Genomic DNA, 21,253 nt, shown 5'->3' with positions numbered 1-21,253 from the left:
CATCACGCGAGAAAGGGCCCCGCCGTGGCCTCCCCGCCCCCCTCCGCCGCTCCGGCCCGCGTGGTCGTGCTCGTCTCCGGCTCAGGCACGAACCTCCAGGCACTCCTCGACGTGATCGGTGACGACCCCGAGGGCTACGGCGCCCGGATCGTCGCCGTCGGCGCGGACCGCCATGGCACCGTCGGCATCGAACGCGCCGAGCGCGCCGGGCTCCCCACCTTCGTCTGCAAGCTCGGTGAGTACGCGAACCGTGACGAGTGGGACGCCGCCCTGACCGCGGCCGTGGCGGAGCACCGTCCGGACCTCGTCGTGTCCGCCGGGTTCATGAAGATCGTGGGCAAGGGCTTCCTGGCCGAGTTCGGCGGCCGCGTCGTCAACACCCACCCCGCCCTGCTCCCCAGCTTTCCCGGTGCGCACGGCGTCCGCGACGCGCTCGCGTACGGCGTGAAGGTCACCGGGTGCACCGTCCACTTCGTCGACGACGGCGTCGACACCGGTCCGATCATCGCGCAGGGCGTGGTCGAGGTGACCGAAGAGGAAACGGTGGAGGGTGAAGCCGCCCTCCACGAACGCATCAAGGAAGTCGAGCGCAAGCTGCTCGTCGAGGCCGTGGGGCGACTCGCCCGTGACGGCTATCGCATTGAGGGACGAAAGGTTCATCTCGGTCATGTCGGTGAATAAGCCCATCCGCCGCGCCCTGGTCAGTGTCTACGACAAGACGGGGCTCGAAGACCTCGCCCGCGGTCTGCACGAGGCGGGTGTCGAGCTGGTGTCCACCGGCTCCACCGCCGGGAAGATCGCAGCCGCCGGCGTACCGGTCACCAAGGTCGAGGAGCTCACCGGCTTCCCCGAGTGCCTCGACGGCCGCGTCAAGACGCTGCACCCCCGGGTGCACGCGGGCATCCTCGCCGACCTGCGCCTGGACGCCCACCGCGAGCAGCTCGCCGAGCTCGGTGTGGAGCCGTTCGACCTCGTGGTCGTCAACCTCTACCCGTTCAAGGCGACCGTCGCCTCCGGCGCCTCCGACGACGAGTGCGTGGAGCAGATCGACATCGGCGGTCCGTCGATGGTCCGCGCCGCCGCCAAGAACCACCCGTCCGTGGCGGTCGTGACCAGCCCGGAGCGCTACGCCGACGTCCTCGCCGCGGTCAAGGGCGGCGGCTTCGACCTGACCGCCCGCAAGCGGCTCGCCGCCGAGGCCTTCCAGCACACCGCCGCGTACGACGTGGCCGTCGCCGCCTGGTTCGCCGACGGCTACGCGGCCGGGGACGACTCCGGCTTCCCCGACTTCTCCGGTGCGACCTTCGCGCGCAAGAACGTCCTGCGCTACGGCGAGAACCCGCACCAGCCCGCGGCGCTCTACACCTCGGGCGAGGGCGGCCTCGCCGAGGCCGAGCAGCTGCACGGCAAGGAGATGTCCTACAACAACTACACGGACACCGACGCCGCGCGCCGCGCCGCCTACGACCACGCCGAGCCGTGCGTCGCGATCATCAAGCACGCCAACCCGTGCGGCATCGCCGTAGCCGGGGACGTCGCGACGGCGCACCGCAACGCGCACGCCTGCGACCCGCTGTCCGCGTTCGGCGGAGTGATCGCCGTCAACCGGCCGGTGACCGTCGAGATGGCCGAGCAGGTCGCGGAGATCTTCACCGAGGTCATCGTCGCCCCGGCGTACGAGGACGGCGCCGTCGAGGTGCTGGCCCGGAAGAAGAACATCCGGGTGCTGCGCTGCCCCGACGCCCCGGCCTCCACGGTCGAGGTCAAGCCGATCGACGGCGGAGCCCTTCTCCAGGTCACCGACCGGCTCCAGGCCGACGGCGACGACCCGGCGAACTGGACCCTGGCGACCGGCGAAGCCCTGTCCGCCGAGGAGCTGCAGGAGCTCGCCTTCGCGTGGAAGGCGTGCCGCGCGGTCAAGTCCAACGCGATCCTGCTCGCCAAGGACGGTGCCTCCGTCGGCGTCGGCATGGGCCAGGTCAACCGCGTCGACTCCGCGAAGCTCGCCGTCGAGCGGGCGGGCGAGGAGCGGGCCCGGGGTGCCTACGCAGCGTCCGACGCCTTCTTCCCCTTCCCCGACGGTCTGGAGATCCTGACCGCCGCCGGCATCAAGGCCGTCGCGCAGCCGGGCGGCTCGGTCCGCGACGAGCTCGTCGTCGAGGCCGCGAAGAAGGCGGGCGTGACCATGTACTTCACGGGCACGCGCCACTTCTTCCACTGACCCCCAGGTCGTAGCGCCACCGCAGGCCGCTCCCTTTCCGGGGGCGGCCTGCGGTGCGTCCCGGCGCGCGGAGTCCAGTCGTCACTCTGTTCTAATGAATGGCCTTGTCGGGCCGTGACGGACGGGACCGGTGCGACCGGCCGGCAGTGACCAGTGAGGGACTCCGTTGCGGGGGCATCGTGCTTGACCTGAACCAGAGCGAGACAGGCGTGTCCGGCGGGCAGGCCCCGGAACCGGCCGCGAGCAAGACGCACCCGGCGCCGCCGCTGCGCCCGTACCTGATCGCCGCCGCCGTGCTGTGCGCGCTCTACTTCCTCTACGGGTACCTGCGCTACAGCCACTTCCAGTCGCCCTCCTGGGACCTCGGCATCTTCGAGCAGGAGGTGCGCGCCTACGCGGGGTTCGACGCCCCGGTCGTCGACATCAAGGGCCCGGGTTATCTGATTCTGGGCGACCACTTCAGCCCCGTGGTGGCGCTCCTCGTCCCGCTCTACTGGATCTGGCCGTCCGCGGTCGCCCTGCTGTTCGCCCAGGCCGCCCTGTTCGCCGCGTCCGCCGTCGTGGTCGGGCGTACCGTCCAGCAGATTCTGGGCGGCCGCTCGGGCCTCTGCGCGACCGTCGCGTACGGACTGTCGTGGGGGCTGCAGGAAGCGGTGAAGGCCGACTTCCACGAGATAGCCCTCGCCGTCCCGCTGATCGCGCTCGTCTGCCGCGCCCTGCTCATGGAGCGGTGGCGGGCCGTCGTCCTGTGGTCGCTGCCGCTGGTCCTGGTCAAGGAGGACCTCGGGGTCACCGTCGCCGTCGTCGGCGGGCTCCTGGCCCTGTACGGACGCCGGCTCCAGGGCTTCCTCCTGGCGGCTTTCGGCGTCCTCGCGTTCGCGCTGACCGTGCTGGTGCTCATACCGGCGGCCAGCAGCGCGGGGACGTACGACTACTGGAAGAAGATCGAGGAGAACGGCGGGCAGGAGGTCTCTCCGCTCGACTCCGTCCTCGGCGTCCTCGACTCCTCCGTCAAGCTGGAGATGCTGGTCTTCCTGGTCGGCATCACCGCGTTCATGGCGCTCCGCTCACCCTTGATCCTGCTGGTCCTGCCCACTCTCGGCTGGCGGCTGCTCTCCCAGGACTCCAACCACTGGGGGATGGTCTGGCACTACAGCGCGATCCTGATGCCGGTGGTCTTCCTGGCCATGGCCGACGGCATCCGCCGCAGTCGGGGGTCGAAGCGGCCCTGGCTCGTCTCGTACGCGAACGTCGCCGTCCCGATGGCCGCGGCCGTCGCCGTCGCCCTCACCCAGCACCTCCCGCTCCGCGACCTGCTGCGGCCGGAGACCTACAGGACGGACGCGCGCACCCACGCGGCCGAAGCGGCGCTCGACGCCATTCCGGTGGGCGCGCGGGTGGAGACGGACATCACGCTGATGGCGCACCTGACCGCGGACCGCACCGTCTACTGGATCGGCGGTGCCCCGGGTACCGCACCCGACGTCGTCGCGATCAACCTGGACTTCGGCTGGTCGCGGCCGATCGACGACCCGGTGAAGTACGCCGAGCAGCTTCACCCGGAGGCGCGCTACCGGATCACCCGGGAAGCGGGCTCCTTCGTCGTCATGGAGCGGACCTCGAAGGAGCCCGGAAACGGCTGAAGGCCGCACACCCGCCGGGTGGGCGGGTGTCACGGCCTTCGTGGGTGCCCCGCGAACGGAGTGTGCAAGGCGGTGCTGCGCGTCAGTGGCGCGGACGCTGGAACCACTCCGCGCCGTCCTGCTTGGCGCAGAACACGACGACCATGATGCCCAGCGCGATGCTGATGAGGGCGAAGACGTTCGTCGTCAGGAGGCTGATGACGCTGAAGAGCGTGACGAGCGAGCCGTAGACGATCGCCGAGATGCGGATTCCGTTACCGCCGGAGGTGAACTTGGCGGCGGTCAGGATCGCCCACAGCGCGATGCCGAGGGTCAGGATGCCGAGGACGACGAATATGCCCATGCTGATGTCGGCCGCGTCCTGGGTGCTGGTCGAGCTGTAGGACGACTCGGCTTCGGACAGCTTGTCGCTCAGCCAGGCGCCCCCGATGACCATGAAGATCGCGCCGATGACCTGGAAACCACCCAGGACGTAGAGCATGATGCGGGCAGCCTTCACGCCGCCCGGCATCGTCGCCGGTCCGCCCGGGAAGCCGTAACCGCCCTGGACCGGGGGTGCCTGCGGGTAGCCGTAGCCCTGCTGGGGAACGCCCTGCGGGGCCTGCTGGGGGTAGCCGTAGCCCGGCTGCCCGCCCGGCTGTCCACCCTGCTGCTGGCCGTAGGGGTTGTTGGGGTCGCCGAAGCTCATGGCGAGATTCCTCCGTTGTGAAGTGCGGGGACGACGCGGCCCGCGCGGAGGAATCGTGTGCATTCTGAACGGTGGTCCCCCCGACACTGTCCGCGGTGATGCGGGACTTATCGTCGTCATGACATCCATATTTTGTCCAGTCGATTGCGGAATGCGTTGTGCAAGTGCAATCTCGCGTCCACGTGACAGACCAGGATTGGTACGTGGGCGGGGTCATCCGCGAGGATGGGTGTCATGACTGCCCAGATTCTCGATGGCAAGGCCACCGCAGCTGCGATCAAGTCCGATCTGACCGTCCGCGTGGCGGCCCTCAAGGCACAGGGCATCACCCCCGGCCTCGGGACCCTGCTCGTCGGTGACGACCCGGGCAGCCGCTGGTACGTGAACGGCAAGCACCGTGACTGCGCCCAGGTCGGCATGGGATCCATCCAGCGCGAACTCCCCGACACCGCCACCCAGGAGGAGATCGAGGAGGTCGTGCGGGAGCTCAACGCCAACCCCGACTGCACGGGTTACATCGTGCAGCTCCCCCTCCCCAAGGGGATCGACACCAACCGCATCCTGGAGCTGATGGACCCGGCGAAGGACGCGGACGGGCTGCACCCGATGAGCCTGGGCAAGCTCGTACTGAACGAGACCGGCCCGCTGCCCTGTACCCCTCAGGGCGTCGTCACCCTGCTCCGCCGTCACGGCGTCGAGATCAACGGCGCCCATGTGGTCGTCGTCGGTCGGGGCGTCACCATCGGCCGGCCGCTCCCGCTGCTGCTGACGCGCAAGTCCGAGAACGCGACCGTCACCCAGTGCCACACCGGCACCCGTGATCTCTCGGCGCACCTCAGGCAGGCGGACATCATCGTCGCGGCCGCCGGCGTGCCCCACCTGATCAAGCCCGAGGACGTGAAGCCCGGCGCGGCCGTACTGGACGTCGGCGTCAGCAGGGACGAGAACGGGAAGATCGTCGGCGACGTCCACCCCGGTGTGGCCGAGGTGGCCGCATGGGTCGCCCCGAACCCGGGCGGCGTCGGGCCCATGACCCGCGCCCAGTTGCTCGTCAACGTGGTCGAGGCGGCCGAACGCGCTGCCGCCGAGGCCACCGCCGCCTCCGCCGGCTGAACCGGACCGGAGGAGCGCCATGGGTGCTGGTACGAGTCCGGCGGACGGCAGGCACGCGGACCTCGCGCGCGCGGACGACACGCAGGCGGACGACGCGCGGGCGGACGTGTCCGCGGATGCAGAGGGGCCCGGCGCGGTGAAGGCGTCCGAGGGGCGCCGGGTGTCCGCGCGGCCCGAGGAACGTGAAGGGCCCGGGGCAGCGAAGGGCGACGCGTCCGGGGAAGCCGGGGAGGCGGACACGCCCGCCCCCGCCGGAGCACCCGGCACCGCGGACCCGGACGGAGGCGCCGGCTCGGAAGGCGCCGCGGATGCCGGCGGTGACGCCGGACCGGACGCCGCAGGAGCCGGCCCGGACGGGGACGCCGGGGAGACGGGGGCCGGTGGCTCCACATGGGCACCTTCGCGCCGCTTCTCGCTGACCCGTGACACCGCGCGCCCCGAGGGCGGCGGCCGGGCGGCACCGGGGGACGCGCCCGCGCCCGCCCGGCAGTGGCCGCTGCTCACGGTGCTGTGCACCGCAGGGCTCGGACTGCTGATCGTCGGGGCCGACCCCTTCGCCCAGGCGTTCAGGATCGGCACGATCCTGATGGGCGTCGCCCTGCTCGCGGGAGCGGTCCTGCGCTGGGTGGTCCCGTCCGTCGGCATGCTGGCGGTACGGTCCCGGTTCACCGATCTGGTCACGTACGGCTTGATGGGCACCTTGATCGTGCTGCTCGCGCTGATGGCTCAGCCGAAGCCGTGGCTGCAGGTCCCGATCCTGCAGGACGTGGTCCACTTCACGATCCGCTGAGAGGCGTCCGCCTCCGGGAGGACCGCTCCCTCCGGAAGGCGTCCCTCCCCTGAGGGAGTGTCCGTCCCCTCCCCCGAGAAGGGACGGACACCGGACAGGTCGCCGGTGCGAGAAGCACCGGGATGCGGCGACTTGAACGGCCTGCCCTGTCCTGGATCAAGAGTCATGGACATGGGGCGGCGGGTTCAAGGGATGCCTTGCCCCTGTGGCACGGAAGTGACCATTCCGCCACGGTGTGATCGTCAGGCAACGGTGGAGCCCCCGGACCGCTCGACAGGCGCTACGCCACCCGGTGGAGAGTGCGCTCCTGCCGAATGCCCCAGTGCGCCCCTCCACCCGGAACCGGCGGCGTGAGCTCGTGCATCCTTCTGGGTAGTGCGAAACGCGGGGCCAACTCCGGTCGCAGGAGGAGGACCCGGTGCCGGTGTACCGGGGCGCGTCGGGAACACCCGGTGGGGATCGCCTGGGTGGACGACTGGGGGGTGAGCAATGCCTCGCTGGAAGGCGCTACCGCAAGAACTCGATCCGGAGTTACGGGAGTTCGCGGAACGGCTGCGCGGACTGGTGGACCGCAGCGGCCTGAGCCTGGCTGCGGTGGCCGACCGCACGGGCTACAGCAGGACGGCGTGGGAGCGCTATCTCAACGGCAGGCTGCTCGCGCCCAGGGGGGCGATCGTCGCGCTCGCCGAGGTGACGGGTACACAGCCGCACCACCTGACGGCGATGTGGGAGCCGGCGGAACGGGCCTGGAGCCGTTCCGAGATGCGCCACGACATGACCATGCAGACCATCAGGATCTCCCAGGCGCGTGCGGCGCCCGGTGAGGCGGGTGTGGCCGCGGCCCCCGTGGCGAACAGGCGCGCGAGCCGCACGGCAGGCCGCGCTTCGGCCGGTGGCGCTCGGGGAGCCTCCTCGGCCGAGGGGACCGGAGGTGCGGGACGCGACCCGGGCCGCCCGCAGGCGGTACCCGTCCGCCGGGGAACGGCTTCGCGGCTCCCGCGGCAGCGGCGGCCGAACTCGGCACCGGATCCCGGGAGGAGCGGAAGTGGAACGGCCGGTGAGCCCCGTCGGGGTCGCCCTCGCAGGGTGGCGCTGTTCCTGGCGGGTGTCGTGGGCGCGCTCCTGCTGATGGCCGGGGCGGTGCTGCTCGTCGATCTGGGCGGGAACGACGACGGCCCCGGCGCGGTGGCCGGGACACCGTCCGACGGACCCGTCACCGGCGCGACCCGGTTGCCCTCCGGCGTCAGGTGCGGAGGTGCCGACTGCACCGGAAAGGATCCGGAAACCACGGGCTGCGGCGGTCAGTTCGCCGGCACGGTGGCCCGGACGACCCTCGGCGCGGAGCTCGTCGAGGTCCGCTACAGCGAGACCTGCGGGGCGGCATGGGCCCGTATCACCCGGGCGTCTCCCGGCGACACCGTGAAGATCACCGCCGGCTCTGCGGAGCAGGTGGGAACGGTGGACGCCGACGCCGACGCGTACACCCCGATGATCGCGGTCCGAAAGGCCTCCGACGCCGAGGCGTGCGCGACCCTCGCCTCCGGGGAGACCGGCTGCACCACGGCGGAGTGATCACGCGAGCGGCGGCTGCGGTGTGTGACCGACTGTGTGCGGTCCCACAGGGGGGCGGGCGGCCCGGGCTGCGAGGGTCGGATAGCCTGACGGCTGGATATCTCTTCACATCAAGATTCAGAGATGTCCAGCACCAGGGGCAGGGACCCCCACCGCCAGCTGTCTAACGGAGATCGCCATGACCCGCACTCCCGTGAATGTCACCGTGACCGGCGCAGCCGGCCAGATCGGCTACGCGCTGCTCTTCCGCATCGCCTCCGGCCACCTGCTCGGCCCGGACGTGCCGGTCAACCTGCGACTCCTCGAGATCCCGCAGGGCCTGAAGGCCGCTGAGGGCACCGCGATGGAGCTCGACGACTGCGCGTTCCCGCTGCTGCGCGACATCGAGATCACGGACGACGCGAACGTCGGCTTCGCCGGTGCCAACGTCGCCCTCCTGGTCGGCGCCCGCCCGCGCACGAAGGGCATGGAGCGCGGCGACCTGCTGTCTGCCAACGGCGGCATCTTCAAGCCGCAGGGCAAGGCCATCAACGACAACGCCGCGGACGACATCAAGGTCCTCGTCGTCGGCAACCCGGCCAACACCAACGCCCTCATCGCACAGGCCGCCGCCCCGGACGTACCGGCCGAGCGCTTCACCGCGATGACCCGTCTGGACCACAACCGCGCGATCTCGCAGCTGGCCGCCAAGACCGGTGCCGCCGTCTCCGACATCAAGCGCCTGACGATCTGGGGCAACCACTCGGCGACCCAGTACCCGGACGTCTTCCACGCGGAGATCGCCGGTAAGAACGCCGCAGAGGTCGTCAACGACGAGGTGTGGCTGGCCGACACCTTCATCCCGACCGTGGCCAAGCGCGGCGCCGCGATCATCGAGGCCCGTGGCGCGTCCTCGGCCGCCTCCGCGGCCAACGCCGCCATCGACCACGTGCACACCTGGGTCAACGGCACCGCCGAGGGTGACTGGACCTCGATGGGTATCCCGTCGGACGGCTCCTACGGCGTCCCCGAGGGAATCATCTCCTCGTTCCCGGTCACCACGAAGGACGGAAAGTACGAGATCGTCCAGGGCCTGGACATCAACGAGTTCTCCCGTGCGCGCATCGACGCGTCGGTGCAGGAGCTCACCGAGGAGCGCGACGCGGTCCGCGAGCTCGGCCTGATCTGACCGGAGTCCGGCCACCGGCCGGATCCGGAGCCGTAGGAGGGCGCCCCCGGCAGCGACTGCTGCCGGGGGCGCCCTCCTCTGCGTGCTCGGCCGGTCCGTGCCCGGACCGGCCGAGTGCGCTCAGCGGCATCTGCGCCCGTTGTGGTCGACGGGTGCTCAGCGGTCGCCGTGTCCGGAGTGACCGAGGCGTGCTCAGGTACCGAGCAGCCGGGCGGCGAGGCCGCGTACGGCGTCCGCCGCCCCGCGCTGCAGCAGGGGGCCGAAGGTGACACGTGCCGCGCCGAGCTCGCCCAGCCCGCGGGTCGCGGCCGGGCCGTCGGGAGCGCCGAGGGCGTTGAGCGGGACCGGAACCGCGGCGGCCAGACGGGGAAGATCGTCGGCCGGTGCCATGATCGGGTACACGCAGTCCGCGCCGGCCCCGGCGTAGAGGCGGGCCCGGCGGACCGTCTCCGCGACCACGTCCGTGACTGCCGGATCACTGTGGATGTAGGTGTCGATACGGGCGTTGACGAAGAGGGGGTCCCCCGCAGTGGCGCGCACCTCCGCCAGCCGGTCCGCCTGCCGCCGGGCGTTGACGAGAACGCCGTCGGCCGAGTCCTCCAGATTGCAGCCGACCGCGCCGGCTTCCAGGAGACGTTCGACGAGTTCGTCCGGGGCCAGGCCGTACCCCGCTTCGACGTCGGCCGACACGGGAACGGACACCGCCCGGGCGATCCGGGAGACCGCCGCGAACATCTCGGCGGCGGGGGTCCGCCCGTCGGCGTGACCGAGGGAGGCGGCGACGCCGGCGCTCGGTGTGGCCAGGGCCGGGAATCCGGCGTCCTCGAACACCTGGGCACTCGCGGCGTCCCACGGGCCGGCCAGTACGAGGGGGTCACCAGGGGGACGGCCGTGGTGCAGGGCGCGGAAGACGGACACGGGCTCGTTCATCAGGGCGCCGGTGCAGAAAGAACGGGATGGTCATGCCGGGCCGGGGTCGGGGCCACGGGGTCCGACGCCCCGGTGTCCGGCGGCTCGTGCCCCGTGTCCGGCGGCTCGGCCGGGACCGGGTGGCCCGTGTCCCGGCCGCCGGCGGTTCACTGCTTGGTGTCGCCGGGCGTGTAGTGGCCCGGAGTCAGACGGGCGGCCACCCCGAACCGGTTCCAGGCGTTGATCACCGTGATGGCGGCGATCAACTGGGCGAGCTCGGCCTCCTCGAAGTGCGCGGCGGCCTTCGCGTAGACCTCGTCCGGCACGAACCCGTCGGTCAGGACGGTCACCGCCTCCGTCAGCCGGATCGCCGCCAGCTCCTTCTCCGTGTAGAAGTGCTGCGACTCCTCCCAGGCGCCGAGCTGGATGATCCGCTCGACGGACTCGCCCGCGGCGAGGGCGTCCTTCGAGTGCATGTCGAGGCAGAACGCGCAGTGGTTGATCTGTGAGGCGCGGATCTTCACCAGTTCGAGGAGCCTCGGGTCGAGTCCCTTACGGGAGGCCGCGTCCAGCCGGACCATGGCCTTGTAGACGTCCGGGGAGAGTTGGGCCCACTGCAGACGGGCCGGGTGCTGAGGGGCGGTCTCGGTGGGTGCGTGGTGATGCGTGTGCGTGGTCATGGGAAGGACGCTAACGGTCGGATGGCGCACCGGTATGGTCCATTTCCATGACAGATTCCTGGGCCGCTTTCGGCGCCGACCTGCACATCGAACCGGTCGGCGCCGGCCTGCGCAGCGGGCTGATGAACGCACTGCGGGAGGCCGTACGCACCGGGCGGCTGACCCCCGGCACCCGGTTGCCCTCCTCCAGGACGCTCGCCGCGGACCTCGGGATCGCCCGCAACACCGTCGCCGACGCCTACGCCGAGCTCGTGGCGGAGGGCTGGCTCACCGCACGACAGGGATCGGGGACCAGGGTCGCCCGGCGGGCCGCGGCGGGCCGCAGCGTCGGGGCCGCCGGCCCGGGGGCCAGGACCCGGACCGTGCGCCGCCGCCCCGCCCACGATCTGATGCCGGGGTCGCCGGACCTCTCCTCCTTCCCGCGCGCCGAGTGGCTCAAGGCTATGGCAGGGGCTCGCGCTGGAGCGGCTGTCGCGCTTCCGGCACCAGGACACGGAGCCGGGCCGCGACGGACTGGTGATCGGCTACGGCACACCGTCGGAGAGCGGCTGGGCGGGCGCACTCGACGCGCTGTGCCGGGTGCTCCCGTAGACGGGGTGTGAGGGGATGCGGGGGAGTGGGCGGCACCGGGTTTCAGTCGCAGAGGTCATGCATCTAATCTGACTGGCAGTTCGCGGGTGGGCAGCCACCGGCTCTTGGGTCACGACGGGGGAGAACAGAACATGGACAGGCGCAAGCTGAGGTCGGGCACCGTCGTGCTCGGCGGCATGGGCGTACTGGCGGCAACGCTCACCGCGTGCGGTTCCGAACCCGACAGGCGGTGCGTCGACCCGGTGACCCAGGAGATCCTGCCCAGTTACGAGTGCGAGGACAGCAGCGGCAGCGGTTCGTACTACTACGGCGGCAGCAACTACAAGAACCGCATGTCCGGCGGAAGTTTCAACAAGTCGGCGGTCGAACGCGACGGTTTCGGCTCCTCCGGCTCCAGCGGCGGCTGACGACCTCATGGAACGCCGCACCACGGAACCGCGTCCCGGCTGGCAGGAAACCGTCGAGGAACAGGGCCTGATCTACCCCCTGACCCGCTACCCGGACGGATCCCTGCGCCCTTACTGGGACGAGAGCGCCTACTACGTCTTCTCGCTGCCCGAGGTCGAGGCGCTGGAAGAGGTCGTGGAGGAGCTCCACACGATGTGTCTGGCCGCAGCCGCGCACATCGTCGAGCACGACCGCTTCGCCGATCTCGGCATCACCGACACCCGGCTCGCGCGACTGGTGGCCGAGTCGTGGCGGCGCCGTGCCGAACTCCCCTCCCTCTACGGCAGGTTCGACCTCCGGTACGACGGGACCGGACCGGCCAAGATGCTGGAGTACAACGCGGACACCCCCACCTCACTGGTGGAGGCCGCGAGCCCCCAGTGGTTCTGGATGGAGGACCGCTTCCCCGGCGCCGACCAGTGGAACTCCCTGCACGAACGTCTCGTCGATGCGTGGAAGCGCCAGGCCCCGCTGCTGCCGCCGGGCCCCCTGCACTTCGCCCACTCCGACGGCGACGAGCTCGGCGAGGACCTGATGACGGTGGCGTATCTGCGGGAGACCGCCGCGCAGGCCGGGATCGACACCGAGGCGCTGTCCGTCGAACGGATCGGATGGGACAAGCTGTCCGGCCGCTTCGTCGACGAGCGGCTCCGCTTCATCCGGAGCTGCTTCAAGCTGTATCCGTGGGAATGGCTGACGACGGACCACTTCGGACCGCACGTGCTGGACACCCTGGACAACGGCGGAGGCACCGGCAGCACCTGCTGGATCGAGCCCGCCTGGAAGATGCTCCTCTCCAACAAGGCGCTGCTGGCCATCCTCTGGGAGCTGTATCCGGGACACCCCAACCTCCTCCCCGCCTATCTCGACGGCCCCCGTGAACTGGCCGGGGCCGACGGCGCCGGTTATGTCGCCAAGCCGCTGCTCGGCCGTGAGGGCGCCGGCGTCACCGTCCACGAACCGGGCAGCGCCGAGGCGCTGCGTGACGAACCCTGCTGCTACCAGGAGCTGGCACCCCTGCCCGACTTCGCCGGTAACCGTGTGGTGCTCGGCGCCTGGGTGGTCGAGAACGAGTCCGCCGGACTCGGAATCAGGGAATCGGCGGGGCTGGTCACGGACGAGTACGCCCGCTTCCTGCCCCACGTCATCCTCTGAGCCACCGGCCGGCGGCCCCGTCGAACCGGGGTTCCCGTCGAACCGGGGTTCCCGGTCGAACGGGGTGCCTGCCGAACCGGGTGCCCTGCGGAGCAAGATGTCCGCCGAACAGGGGGCCCGCCGAACCGGGTTCAGCCGGTCAGGACGCCGCGAAGCTGGTCCAGGCCCCAGTCCAGATCCTCCTTGCTGATCACCAGGGGCGGGGCGATCCGGATCGTGGAGCCGTGGGTGTCCTTGACCAGCACCCCACGCTCCATCAGCTTCTCCGAGATCTCCCGGCCCGTGCCGAGAGCCGGGGAGACGTCGACGCCCGCCCACAGGCCCCGGCCCCGCACGGCCCGGACCGCGCCGCCGCCGGTGAGCAGACCGAGCTCGGCGTGGAGATGGTCGCCCAGCTCCGTGGCACGCTGCTGGAACTCACCGGTGCGCAGCATCGCGACGACCTCCAGGGCGACCGCACAGGCCAGCGGATTCCCGCCGAACGTGGATCCGTGCTCCCCCGGCCTGTAGACGCCGAGCACCGCGGCGGAGGACACGACGGCCGAGACGGGCACGACGCCACCGCCCAGGGCCTTCCCCAGCACGTACATGTCGGGCACGACCCCCTCGTGCTCACAGGCGAACGTGCGGCCCGTGCGGCCCAGACCCGACTGGATCTCGTCGGCGATGAACAGGACGTCCCGCTCCCGCGTCATCTCCCGCACCCCCGCCAGATATCCCGGCGGCGGAACCAGCACCCCGGCCTCGCCCTGGATCGGCTCCATCAGAACCGCGACCGTGTTCTCCGTCATCGCCTCGCCGAGTGCGGTGAGATCCCCGTACGGCACGATCTCGAACCCTGGTGTGTACGGGCCGAAGTCGGCCCGCGCCTCCGGGTCCGTGGAGAAGCTCACGATCGTGGTGGTCCTGCCGTGGAAGTTGTCCGCGGCCACGATGATCTTCGCCATCCCGTCGGGAACGCCCTTGACGCGGTAGCCCCACTTGCGGGCCGTCTTCACCGCCGTCTCCACGGCCTCCGCCCCGGTGTTCATGGGGAGGACCATCTCCATGCCGCACAGCTCCGCGAGCTGCGTACAGAAATCGGCGAACCGGTCGTGGTAGAAGGCGCGCGAGGTCAGCGTCACGCGTTCGAGCTGAGTCCTCGCCGCGTCGATCAGCCTCCGGTTGCCGTGCCCGAAGTTGAGCGCCGAATAGCCGGCCAGCATGTCGAGGTAACGGCGCCCTTCGACATCGGTCATCCAGGCGCCGTCCGCCGAGGCGACGACGACCGGCAACGGGTGGTAGTTGTGCGCGCTGTGCGCCTCGGCGGAGGCGATGGCGGTTTCCGTGGTCGACACGGGATCTCCGTTCGTCGTGCGGCGTGGGCGGGGGTTGTGCCCACTTTGTATCGTCGGTCGGATTCAGGACCTGGAAACCTTCGCCGTGCGGCGCGCCCCGCCGGCCCCGTGCCAGGCCCGCATCCGCATCGCGGCCGCGTTCCTGGCCCGGGTCGTCTGCCGCTCAGCCGTCGAGGAGCTCCTGCCGGTGCGACCGCCCGCGCACACCGCCTCCAGGCCGCAGCGCCGCCCAGGTGAGCGCCGAGCCGGCCACCAGACCCGGTATCACCCACCACCAGTGATCCAGGCGCGCGTACAACCCGGAGCCCTCCGGTGCCGCTGACGAGGCCGGCGACACGGAGGCCGGTCCCACCGCGGGCGACGCGCCCGCCGGCGCGCGCCCCTCTCCGGAACCGAACAGGCCCGCGCTCTCCCAGGGTTCGGGGAAGAGGGCGGGGCTTCCTCGCTCCGTGTCCGGTCCGCCCATCAGACCGAGCTGCCGCAGGAGGGCGATCAGCTTCTCCGGCTCGGCGGCCCGGTGCCAGCGTCCCCGGTAGGTGTCGGGCACCTCCGTGGCGGTATGGATCCAGACGGTGCCGGTGTCCTCACCGGGGAAGACCCGGTCGCTCCTGACCGGCCGCAGGTCGAGCGCCATCCACGTGACATTGACCTGACGCGTCCCGGTCGAGCCGTCCAGTGACGCGGGCTGTGCACGCCCGCCCTCGTCGCCCGGCCCGAGCAGCTTCTCCAGCGTGCTGTACCGCGCATCGGACTCGGGGAGCGCGACTGCCTCGCCGCTCGAAGGAGAGGTGATCAGCACACTCGTCGGCCCGCCCGCCGACGCCTCGGGTGCCGACAGCAGGCTCAGCCAGGCCGCCGCCGCGAGAACACCGAGGCGACGTGCCCACCTCGCTCCCCGCCGCGCTCCCCGTGTTTTCCTCCCCGCGCCACCGGACTCTTCGCCCCAGTCGTTCCGCGGCGCGCCGGTCCGTGTCCCCGACGATGCCTCCCATGCCGCCCCTTGCTGCCGCTCCCGCATGACGTCCCCCTGTCCGGCCGCTGCCTGGCCGCTGTCCGGCCTTCCGGGCAGCGTCGCCCTGGATACACCGGCCGAGGGCTTCGGGTTCCGTCGAAGGGAAACCGGTCGAAGGCCGGACGGCACATCCGCCGTTCCGGATCGCTCACAGCGTGGATTCGGCGATCTCGCGCGCCCGTGCCATGTCATCCACGCCCTCCAGCCGGAACGTCATCCGGGCGTCCCGCATCCACAAGAGGGTCGGACCGGCGGTCCGTTCGGTCCTGATCCACCGGTCGCCGTCCTCCCCGACCATCATGAACTCCAGGCGATGAGGCTCCGCGAACCAGGCGGCGCCACCCGGATCCCCCGCCCGGCCGCCCAGGTCCTCATCCGTGCCGCCGCGGTGCAGTTCCACCCATTCCGGAGGGACGCGCACCTGCTTGGTGAAGTACGGGTCGAGACCGGCCGCGAACGCGTCGAGCCGTATCGTCCGCCCACCCTCCTTCCAGCACAGCGTGACCATCGACCGGCCCTCGGGCAGCCCGGTCACCGCCACGCTGTCCGGATCGCCCAGCACGTCCGGCACCACCGGCCGGAATCCCGCACGCCGGACCGCATCCGCCATGGACAGCGGGATGCCGCAGCCCGGCCCTCGCGCCCCCTGTGCGGGGGCACCGCCCGGTGTGCCGGGCACCCACCGCACCTCGACCCCGCCCAAGTCGAACCACTCGACGACGGCCGCCCGCACGGGCGGCGTGAGCACCAGCACGACGAGCAGACCCGAGAGGGCGGCGATCCCCGCACGGATGTGTCCACGCCACCACGCACGGGCCCGCTCCAGACGCCCCGCGGGCCTCCGCACGGGCACGGGAACCCCTTCCGCGACGATCTGCGCCAGGACCCTCTCGGCCATCGTCGCACCGGCGGCTTCCGGGACGTCCAGGCCTTCACGCAGGGCCAGCAACTCCGCTCGCAGCCGCTCCCGCGGCCCGCTTTCCGGCACCTGTCCGCTTTCCGGCGCCCCGGGACGCTCCCGCTGCCCGTCTTCCGACACTCCGGGAAGCTCCGACACCGCGGGAAGCTCCGGCTCGTCGCCGTCCGTCGCCCTGCCCATCGCCCTCATCTCGCTCCCGGTCCGTCCGGATCGGGACCCAGCTGCCCGCCGAGCCGCCTCTCCAGCTTCCTCAGCGCGCGGTTGAGCCGGGACTTCACCGTCCCCCGTGGCCAGCCGAGTGTCCGTGCTGTCTCCGCCTCGTCCATCTCCAGCAGATAGCGGCAGGTGACGACCTGACGCTGCTCCTCGCTCAGCTCATCCAGCGCGGCTGTCAGCACCGCCCGGCGTTCCCTGGCGAGGGCAGCCGCGGCGGGGTCCGCCGACTCGGGTATCAGTGGCTCCGCACCCCGGTGGCACGCCTCACGCCCCGCCACCGCCCGCGCGCGCCCTGCCGAGCGGACCGTGTTTCTCGTCTCATTCATCACGATGCGCAGCAGCCACGGCCTGAAGGGCGCACCCTCCCGGAACCGCCCCAGCGCCTGATACGCCTTGAAGAAGGCGGACTGCACCACGTCCTCCGCGTCCGCTCCCGCCCCGAAGGCGACCGCCGCCCGCAGCGCGACGCCTGTATGGGCGCGCACCAGCAGCGCGTATGCCTCCGCCTCCCCGGCACGCACACGTGCGATCACCTGGGCCTCCCCGGCGTCACGGCCGACGGACCGCCCGCCGGCACGCTCGCCACCACCGCTCCCACCCCCGTCGTCGATGGTGCGGCCCTCCTCCAGGCCCGGCTGTGGAGCCCCTTCCCGCGTCCTCACATCTTTCCTACACCGGTTGCCGGAGATCGGTTCCACACCTGAGACAATGAGTTCATGGCCTCTGATCGACCCCGCGTGCTCTCCGGAATCCAGCCCACCGCAGGCTCGTTCCACCTCGGCAACTATCTCGGTGCGGTCCGCCAGTGGGTGGCGCTGCAGGAGTCCCACGACGCCTTCTACATGGTGGTGGACCTGCACGCGATCACCGTTCCGCAGGACCCGAAGGAGCTCCGCGCCAACACGCGGCTCGCCGCCGCCCAGTTGCTGGCGGCCGGGCTCGACCCGGAGCGGTGCACGCTCTTCGTCCAGAGCCATGTCCCCGAACACGCCCAGCTCGGCTGGATCATGAACTGCCTCACCGGTTTCGGCGAGGCGTCACGCATGACGCAGTTCAAGGACAAGTCCGCCAAGCAGGGTGCGGACCGGGCGACCGTGGGCCTCTTCACCTACCCGGTGCTCCAGGTCGCCGACATCCTGCTGTACCAGGCCAACCAGGTCCCGGTCGGCGAGGACCAGCGTCAGCACATCGAGCTCACCCGGGACCTCGCCGAGCGGTTCAACGGCCGCTTCGGCCCGACGTTCACCGTCCCGGCGCCGTACATCCTCAAGGAGACGGCGAAGATCTTCGACCTGCAGGACCCGGCGATCAAGATGAGCAAGTCGGCGTCCACGCCGAAGGGGCTGATCAACCTCCTCGACGACCCGAAGGTCACCGCCAAGAAGGTCAAGAGCGCGGTCACCGACACGGACACCGTGATCCGCTACGACGCGGAGAAGAAGCCCGGTGTCAGCAACCTGCTGAGCATCTACTCCACCCTCACCGGCACCGCCGTCACGGATCTGGAGCAGAAGTACGAGGGCAAGGGCTACGGCGCGCTCAAGACCGACCTCGCCGAGGTCATGGTGGAGTTCGTCACTCCGTTCCGCACCCGGACCCAGGAGTATCTGGACGACCCGGAGACCCTGGACGCCCTGCTGGCCAAGGGAGCCGAGAAGGCCAGGACCGTCGCCGCCGAGACGCTCGCACAGACCTACGACCGGATGGGCCTTCTGCCCGCGAAGCACTGAGTCCAAGGACCCTGGCGAGACGACGTCCGAAGGGGCCACACTGGCGTCGGCACCACCGAAGAGCAACTCTGGAAGATTGAGGAGAACGATGTGGGGACCGTAACGCTTGGCGTTTCGATCGCGGTCCCGGAGCCGCACGGCAGCCTGCTCCAGGAGCGGCGCGCGAGCTTCGGGGACCCTGCCGCGTACGGCATCCCCACCCACGTCACCCTCCTTCCGCCGACGGAGGCCCAGGCGGCCGACCTGCCGGCGATCGGGAACCACCTCTCCCGGATCGCCACGGCCGGCCGCCCCTTCCCGATGCGGCTCTCCGGCACGGGCACCTTCCGGCCGCTGTCGCCGGTCGTCTACGTCCAGGTCGTCGAGGGCGCCTCGGCCTGTTCCTGGCTGCAGAAGCGGATCCGGGAGGCCTCCGGGCCCCTGGTGCGCGAGCTGCAGTTCCCGTACCACCCGCACGTGACCGTGGCGCACGGCATCGCGGAGGAGGCCATGGACCGCGCGTACGCGGAGCTCTCCTCGTACGAGGCCGCCTGGACCTGCGGTTCCTTCGCGTTGTACGAGCAGGGCGCGGACGGGGTCTGGCGCAAGATCAACGAGTTCCCGTTCGGTGGCGGCGGCAGCGCACCGGCCGTGCCCGCCCAGGGCGGCAGCTCCATGGACCGGCCTTCCCTTCACACCTGAGCCCCCGCCCTGATCCGCGCGAGAGCGGACGCGGGCCCACCGCACCCGTGCGATCGGCAGGCGGGCCCACCGTGTGCGATCCGCACGCCGGGCCCACCGCGCCGGACCGTTCCGGCCGCCGCGGGCCCACCGCCCCGCGGCCGGACATGGGTCCTGGTGCCCTACCGCACCGGCAGCCGGCGGAACAGCGGACGCGGCACGTGCCGCAGGGCCGACATCACCACCCGCAGCGCCCCGGGCACCCACACCGTCTCCGAGCGCCGCCTCAGCCCCGTCACGATCGCGTCCGCGACGGCGCCGGGAGTGGTGGCGAGCGGCGCCTCCTCACGCCCCGCCGTCATCCGTGACCGTACGAAGCCGGGGCGCACGACCATCACATGCACGCCTGTCCCGTGCAGCGCGTCACCGAGCCCTTGGGCGAAGGCGTCCAGCCCCGCCTTGCTGGATCCGTAGATGAAGTCGGCGCGCCGTGCGCGTTCGCCGGCCACCGCGGAGAGCACCACCAGCGACCCGTGCCCCTGCGCCTGGAGCGCGCCCGCGCACACCAGCCCGGCGGAAACCGCGCCGGTGTAGTTCGTCTGCGCCACCCGCACCGCGGAGAGCGGCTCCTCCTCGTCGCGTGCCTGGTCGCCCAGCACGCCGAAGGCCAGCAGCACCATGTCGATGTCGCCTTCGGTGAAGAGCTTCCCGAGCACCTCCTCGTGGGAGGCGGAGTCGAGCGCGTCGAAGGCGACCGTACGGACGTCGGCGCCCAGCTCGCGCAGCTCCGCCGCAGCCCGTTCCAGAGCGGGGGAGGGCCGTCCGGCCAGGCGTACGGTCCGGGTGCGGCGTGCGATCAGCCGGCGAGCGGTGGCCAGACCGATCTCCGAGGTGCCGCCGAGGACGAGCAGGGACTGAGGGGCACCGAAAGCGTCCTTCACGGGATAACTCCTAGCGGGATGACGGAGAGGTGGCGGCGGAGCGGACAGGGCGGGACGGCGCCGGCGGAACCCGGCGGGCGGAGCGGTTCAGAGCACGAGGCGCCGCGACAGGTCGGACCGGAAGGCACCCTCCGGGTCCAGCTCCTGGCGCAGGGCCCGGAACTCCGCCAGCCTCGGGTACATCACGGCCGGCAGGCCGGGCCTCAGCCGCGCGTCCTTCGCCAGGCAGACCCGGCCGCCCGCCGCCGCCACCTCCTCGTCCAGCCCGTCCAGCAGGCGCGCGAGGCCCGGCAGGGCGGCGGGCAGTTCGAAGGAGAGCGTCCACCCCGGCGCCGGGAACGAGAGCCACCCCGGGCCGCCCTCGCCGAACCGCTTGAGCACGGCGTGGAACGCGGGGCACCGGCGCGCGGTGAGCTGCCGGACGATGCGGTGCAGGGTCTCCTCCTGCCCGTGACCGACGGTGAACTGGTACTGCACGGAGCCGGACCGGCCTCGGGCACGGCTCCGACCCGGTGCGGAGTCCAAGGGGTGGAAGAAGGTGGAGATCCTCTGCAGTCGCCGGGTCCGCACAGCAGGTGCACAGCGATGGCGGAGCTCGTTCAGGAGGGCCGTCGGCGTCCGGCCCAACAGACCTTCGGGAACGAGCGAGGCTGCGGTGGGCAGCAGGCCCGGACGGAAGGCGAGCGCCGTGCGCCGGGCGTGAGCCGGGAGCGCGTCCAGGGGTACGTGCTCCCCGCGGGTGACGACAGCGCGGCCGGTGGCTCTCCCGCGGGCCAGGAGGTCGATCCAGGCAGCCGCGTACGGGGTGCCGTCGCCGCAGGCGGAGAGAAGGGCCAGCGCCCCCTCCAGGTCCGCTGCCCGCGCGGTGTCCACCGACATCAGCGAGGTGGTGACGGGTCGCAGACCGAGGGTGGCCGAGAGGACGACACCGGTCAGTCCCAGACCGCCGAGGGTCGCGCCGAACAGATCGGTGCCCGGCAGCACCGTCCGCACCTCGCCGTCGGCGGTCAGCAGTTCCAGGGCGCGCACATGACGGGCGAAGGAGCCCGCGGTCCGGTGGTTCGTGCCGTGGACGTCGGAGCCGATCGCGCCGCCGACGGTGACATGGCGGGTCGCCGGGGTGACCGGGACGAACCAGCCGAGCGGGAGCAGCGTCTCCAGCAGGCGGTGCAGGCTCACTCCGCCGTCGCAGACCACCGTTCCCGCGACGGCGTCCACCGCGCGGATCCGGTCCAGCGCGGTCATGTCGAGTACGGAGCCACCGGCGTTCTGCGCGGCGTCGCCGTGGGAGCGTCCCAGCCCCCGGGCGACGACTCCACGCGGTCCGCGGCCGCGCACGACCACCGCGGCCTCCTCGTACGTACGAGGACGAAACCGCAGCGCGGTCGTCGGGGAGGTGCGGCCCCAGCCGGTCAAGGACACCGTGTCGACAGACATGGACGTGACCGTATCGCCAGGGAA

General features: G+C 71.5%; 20 protein-coding genes and 1 pseudogene. 12 read left to right on the top strand and 9 right to left on the bottom strand.

The window, feature by feature from the left end; genetic code table 11:
- The first annotated feature begins 24 nt into the window (after positions 1–24).
- From purN to LWJ43_RS12435, 3 genes are all read left to right on the top strand, one after another.
- On the top strand, positions 25–681 hold the full coding sequence (purN, locus tag LWJ43_RS12445) for a phosphoribosylglycinamide formyltransferase (RefSeq protein ID WP_277332349.1): 657 nt from the start codon (positions 25–27) through the stop codon (positions 679–681).
- Positions 668–2,221 carry a bifunctional phosphoribosylaminoimidazolecarboxamide formyltransferase/IMP cyclohydrolase gene (gene purH, locus LWJ43_RS12440; protein WP_277332348.1) on the top strand — a complete coding sequence of 518 codons (1,554 nt, stop codon included), beginning with the start codon at positions 668–670 and terminating at the stop codon, positions 2,219–2,221. Before purN ends, purH begins: the two co-directional genes overlap by 14 nt.
- A gap of 179 nt (positions 2,222–2,400) precedes the next feature.
- The gene (locus LWJ43_RS12435) at positions 2,401–3,864 is read left to right on the top strand and encodes a DUF2079 domain-containing protein (protein WP_462100880.1); all 1,464 of its coding nucleotides are present in this window, start codon (positions 2,401–2,403) and stop codon (positions 3,862–3,864) included.
- An 82-nt stretch (positions 3,865–3,946) separates the two neighbouring features.
- Here LWJ43_RS12435 and LWJ43_RS12430 read toward each other — a convergent pair whose 3' ends face one another.
- Positions 3,947–4,552, bottom strand: a complete 606-nt coding sequence (locus LWJ43_RS12430) for a hypothetical protein (RefSeq protein ID WP_277332346.1) — start codon at positions 4,550–4,552, stop codon at positions 3,947–3,949.
- A 234-nt stretch (positions 4,553–4,786) separates the two neighbouring features.
- Here LWJ43_RS12430 and LWJ43_RS12425 point away from each other — a divergent pair, with 234 nt between their 5' ends.
- The 4 genes from LWJ43_RS12425 to LWJ43_RS12410 all read left to right on the top strand — a co-directional run bounded on the left by LWJ43_RS12425 (position 4,787) and on the right by LWJ43_RS12410 (position 9,195).
- Entirely contained in the window at positions 4,787–5,665 is an 879-nt protein-coding gene (locus LWJ43_RS12425) for a bifunctional methylenetetrahydrofolate dehydrogenase/methenyltetrahydrofolate cyclohydrolase (RefSeq protein ID WP_277332345.1), read from the top strand.
- Positions 5,666–5,684: 19 nt separating this feature from the next.
- Complete coding sequence (locus LWJ43_RS12420) at positions 5,685–6,455, top strand: DUF3017 domain-containing protein (protein ID WP_277332344.1); 771 nt, start codon at positions 5,685–5,687, stop codon at positions 6,453–6,455.
- A 489-nt stretch (positions 6,456–6,944) separates the two neighbouring features.
- Positions 6,945–8,027, top strand: a complete 1,083-nt coding sequence (locus tag LWJ43_RS12415; RefSeq protein WP_277332343.1) for a DUF2690 domain-containing protein — start codon at positions 6,945–6,947, stop codon at positions 8,025–8,027.
- A 178-nt stretch (positions 8,028–8,205) separates the two neighbouring features.
- A complete protein-coding gene (locus tag LWJ43_RS12410) occupies positions 8,206–9,195 on the top strand; it encodes a malate dehydrogenase (protein WP_277332342.1) in 990 nt (329 codons plus the stop codon).
- Positions 9,196–9,387: 192 nt separating this feature from the next.
- Here LWJ43_RS12410 and LWJ43_RS12405 read toward each other — a convergent pair whose 3' ends face one another.
- Both LWJ43_RS12405 and LWJ43_RS12400 read right to left on the bottom strand, forming a co-directional pair.
- Positions 9,388–10,125, bottom strand: a complete 738-nt coding sequence (locus LWJ43_RS12405) for an isocitrate lyase/PEP mutase family protein (protein ID WP_277332341.1) — start codon at positions 10,123–10,125, stop codon at positions 9,388–9,390.
- Between the two features lie 146 nt (positions 10,126–10,271).
- Positions 10,272–10,784 (bottom strand): carboxymuconolactone decarboxylase family protein, encoded by a 513-nt coding sequence (locus LWJ43_RS12400; RefSeq protein WP_277332340.1) that lies wholly within the window; start codon positions 10,782–10,784, stop codon positions 10,272–10,274.
- Positions 10,785–10,831: 47 nt separating this feature from the next.
- Between LWJ43_RS12400 and LWJ43_RS12395 the strand changes: the two are divergent.
- The 3 genes and pseudogenes from LWJ43_RS12395 to LWJ43_RS12385 all read left to right on the top strand — a co-directional run.
- Positions 10,832–11,335: pseudogene (locus LWJ43_RS12395) on the top strand (GntR family transcriptional regulator); the annotation flags it as partial.
- A gap of 171 nt (positions 11,336–11,506) precedes the next feature.
- Entirely contained in the window at positions 11,507–11,782 is a 276-nt protein-coding gene (locus tag LWJ43_RS12390) for a hypothetical protein (RefSeq protein ID WP_277332339.1), read from the top strand.
- 7 nt (positions 11,783–11,789) lie between these two features.
- Complete coding sequence (locus LWJ43_RS12385) at positions 11,790–12,977, top strand: glutathionylspermidine synthase family protein (RefSeq protein WP_277332338.1); 1,188 nt, start codon at positions 11,790–11,792, stop codon at positions 12,975–12,977.
- A 131-nt stretch (positions 12,978–13,108) separates the two neighbouring features.
- On the opposite strand, the gene rocD is transcribed toward LWJ43_RS12385, so the two are convergent.
- The 4 genes from rocD to LWJ43_RS12365 all read right to left on the bottom strand — a co-directional run bounded on the left by rocD (position 13,109) and on the right by LWJ43_RS12365 (position 17,123).
- Positions 13,109–14,314, bottom strand: coding sequence for an ornithine--oxo-acid transaminase (gene rocD, locus LWJ43_RS12380; RefSeq protein WP_277332337.1), 1,206 nt, complete (start codon positions 14,312–14,314; stop codon positions 13,109–13,111).
- A gap of 163 nt (positions 14,315–14,477) precedes the next feature.
- Positions 14,478–15,113, bottom strand: a complete 636-nt coding sequence (locus LWJ43_RS12375) for a hypothetical protein (protein WP_277332336.1) — start codon at positions 15,111–15,113, stop codon at positions 14,478–14,480.
- A gap of 361 nt (positions 15,114–15,474) precedes the next feature.
- Positions 15,475–16,425 carry a hypothetical protein gene (locus LWJ43_RS12370; protein WP_277332335.1) on the bottom strand — a complete coding sequence of 317 codons (951 nt, stop codon included), beginning with the start codon at positions 16,423–16,425 and terminating at the stop codon, positions 15,475–15,477.
- 5 nt (positions 16,426–16,430) lie between these two features.
- The gene (locus tag LWJ43_RS12365) at positions 16,431–17,123 is read right to left on the bottom strand and encodes an RNA polymerase sigma factor (protein WP_462100879.1); all 693 of its coding nucleotides are present in this window, start codon (positions 17,121–17,123) and stop codon (positions 16,431–16,433) included.
- 54 nt (positions 17,124–17,177) lie between these two features.
- Here LWJ43_RS12365 and trpS point away from each other — a divergent pair, with 54 nt between their 5' ends.
- Positions 17,178–18,191 carry a tryptophan--tRNA ligase gene (gene trpS, locus LWJ43_RS12360; protein ID WP_277332334.1) on the top strand — a complete coding sequence of 338 codons (1,014 nt, stop codon included), beginning with the start codon at positions 17,178–17,180 and terminating at the stop codon, positions 18,189–18,191.
- Between the two features lie 90 nt (positions 18,192–18,281).
- A complete protein-coding gene (locus LWJ43_RS12355) occupies positions 18,282–18,872 on the top strand; it encodes a 2'-5' RNA ligase family protein (protein WP_277332333.1) in 591 nt (196 codons plus the stop codon).
- A gap of 161 nt (positions 18,873–19,033) precedes the next feature.
- Here the strand turns inward: LWJ43_RS12355 and LWJ43_RS12350 are convergent, their stop codons facing one another.
- Positions 19,034–19,792 carry a decaprenylphospho-beta-D-erythro-pentofuranosid-2-ulose 2-reductase gene (locus LWJ43_RS12350; protein WP_277332332.1) on the bottom strand — a complete coding sequence of 253 codons (759 nt, stop codon included), beginning with the start codon at positions 19,790–19,792 and terminating at the stop codon, positions 19,034–19,036.
- Positions 19,793–19,879: 87 nt separating this feature from the next.
- The gene (locus LWJ43_RS12345; protein WP_277332331.1) at positions 19,880–21,229 is read right to left on the bottom strand and encodes an FAD-binding oxidoreductase; all 1,350 of its coding nucleotides are present in this window, start codon (positions 21,227–21,229) and stop codon (positions 19,880–19,882) included.
- Positions 21,230–21,253: the final 24 nt, after the last annotated feature.

It is taken from the genome of Streptomyces sp. JH34 (assembly GCF_029428875.1).
GTDB lineage: Bacteria > Actinomycetota > Actinomycetes > Streptomycetales > Streptomycetaceae > Streptomyces.
Note: the sequence above shows the minus strand (reverse complement) of the source record. Positions and strands in the feature narration are given on the sequence as shown.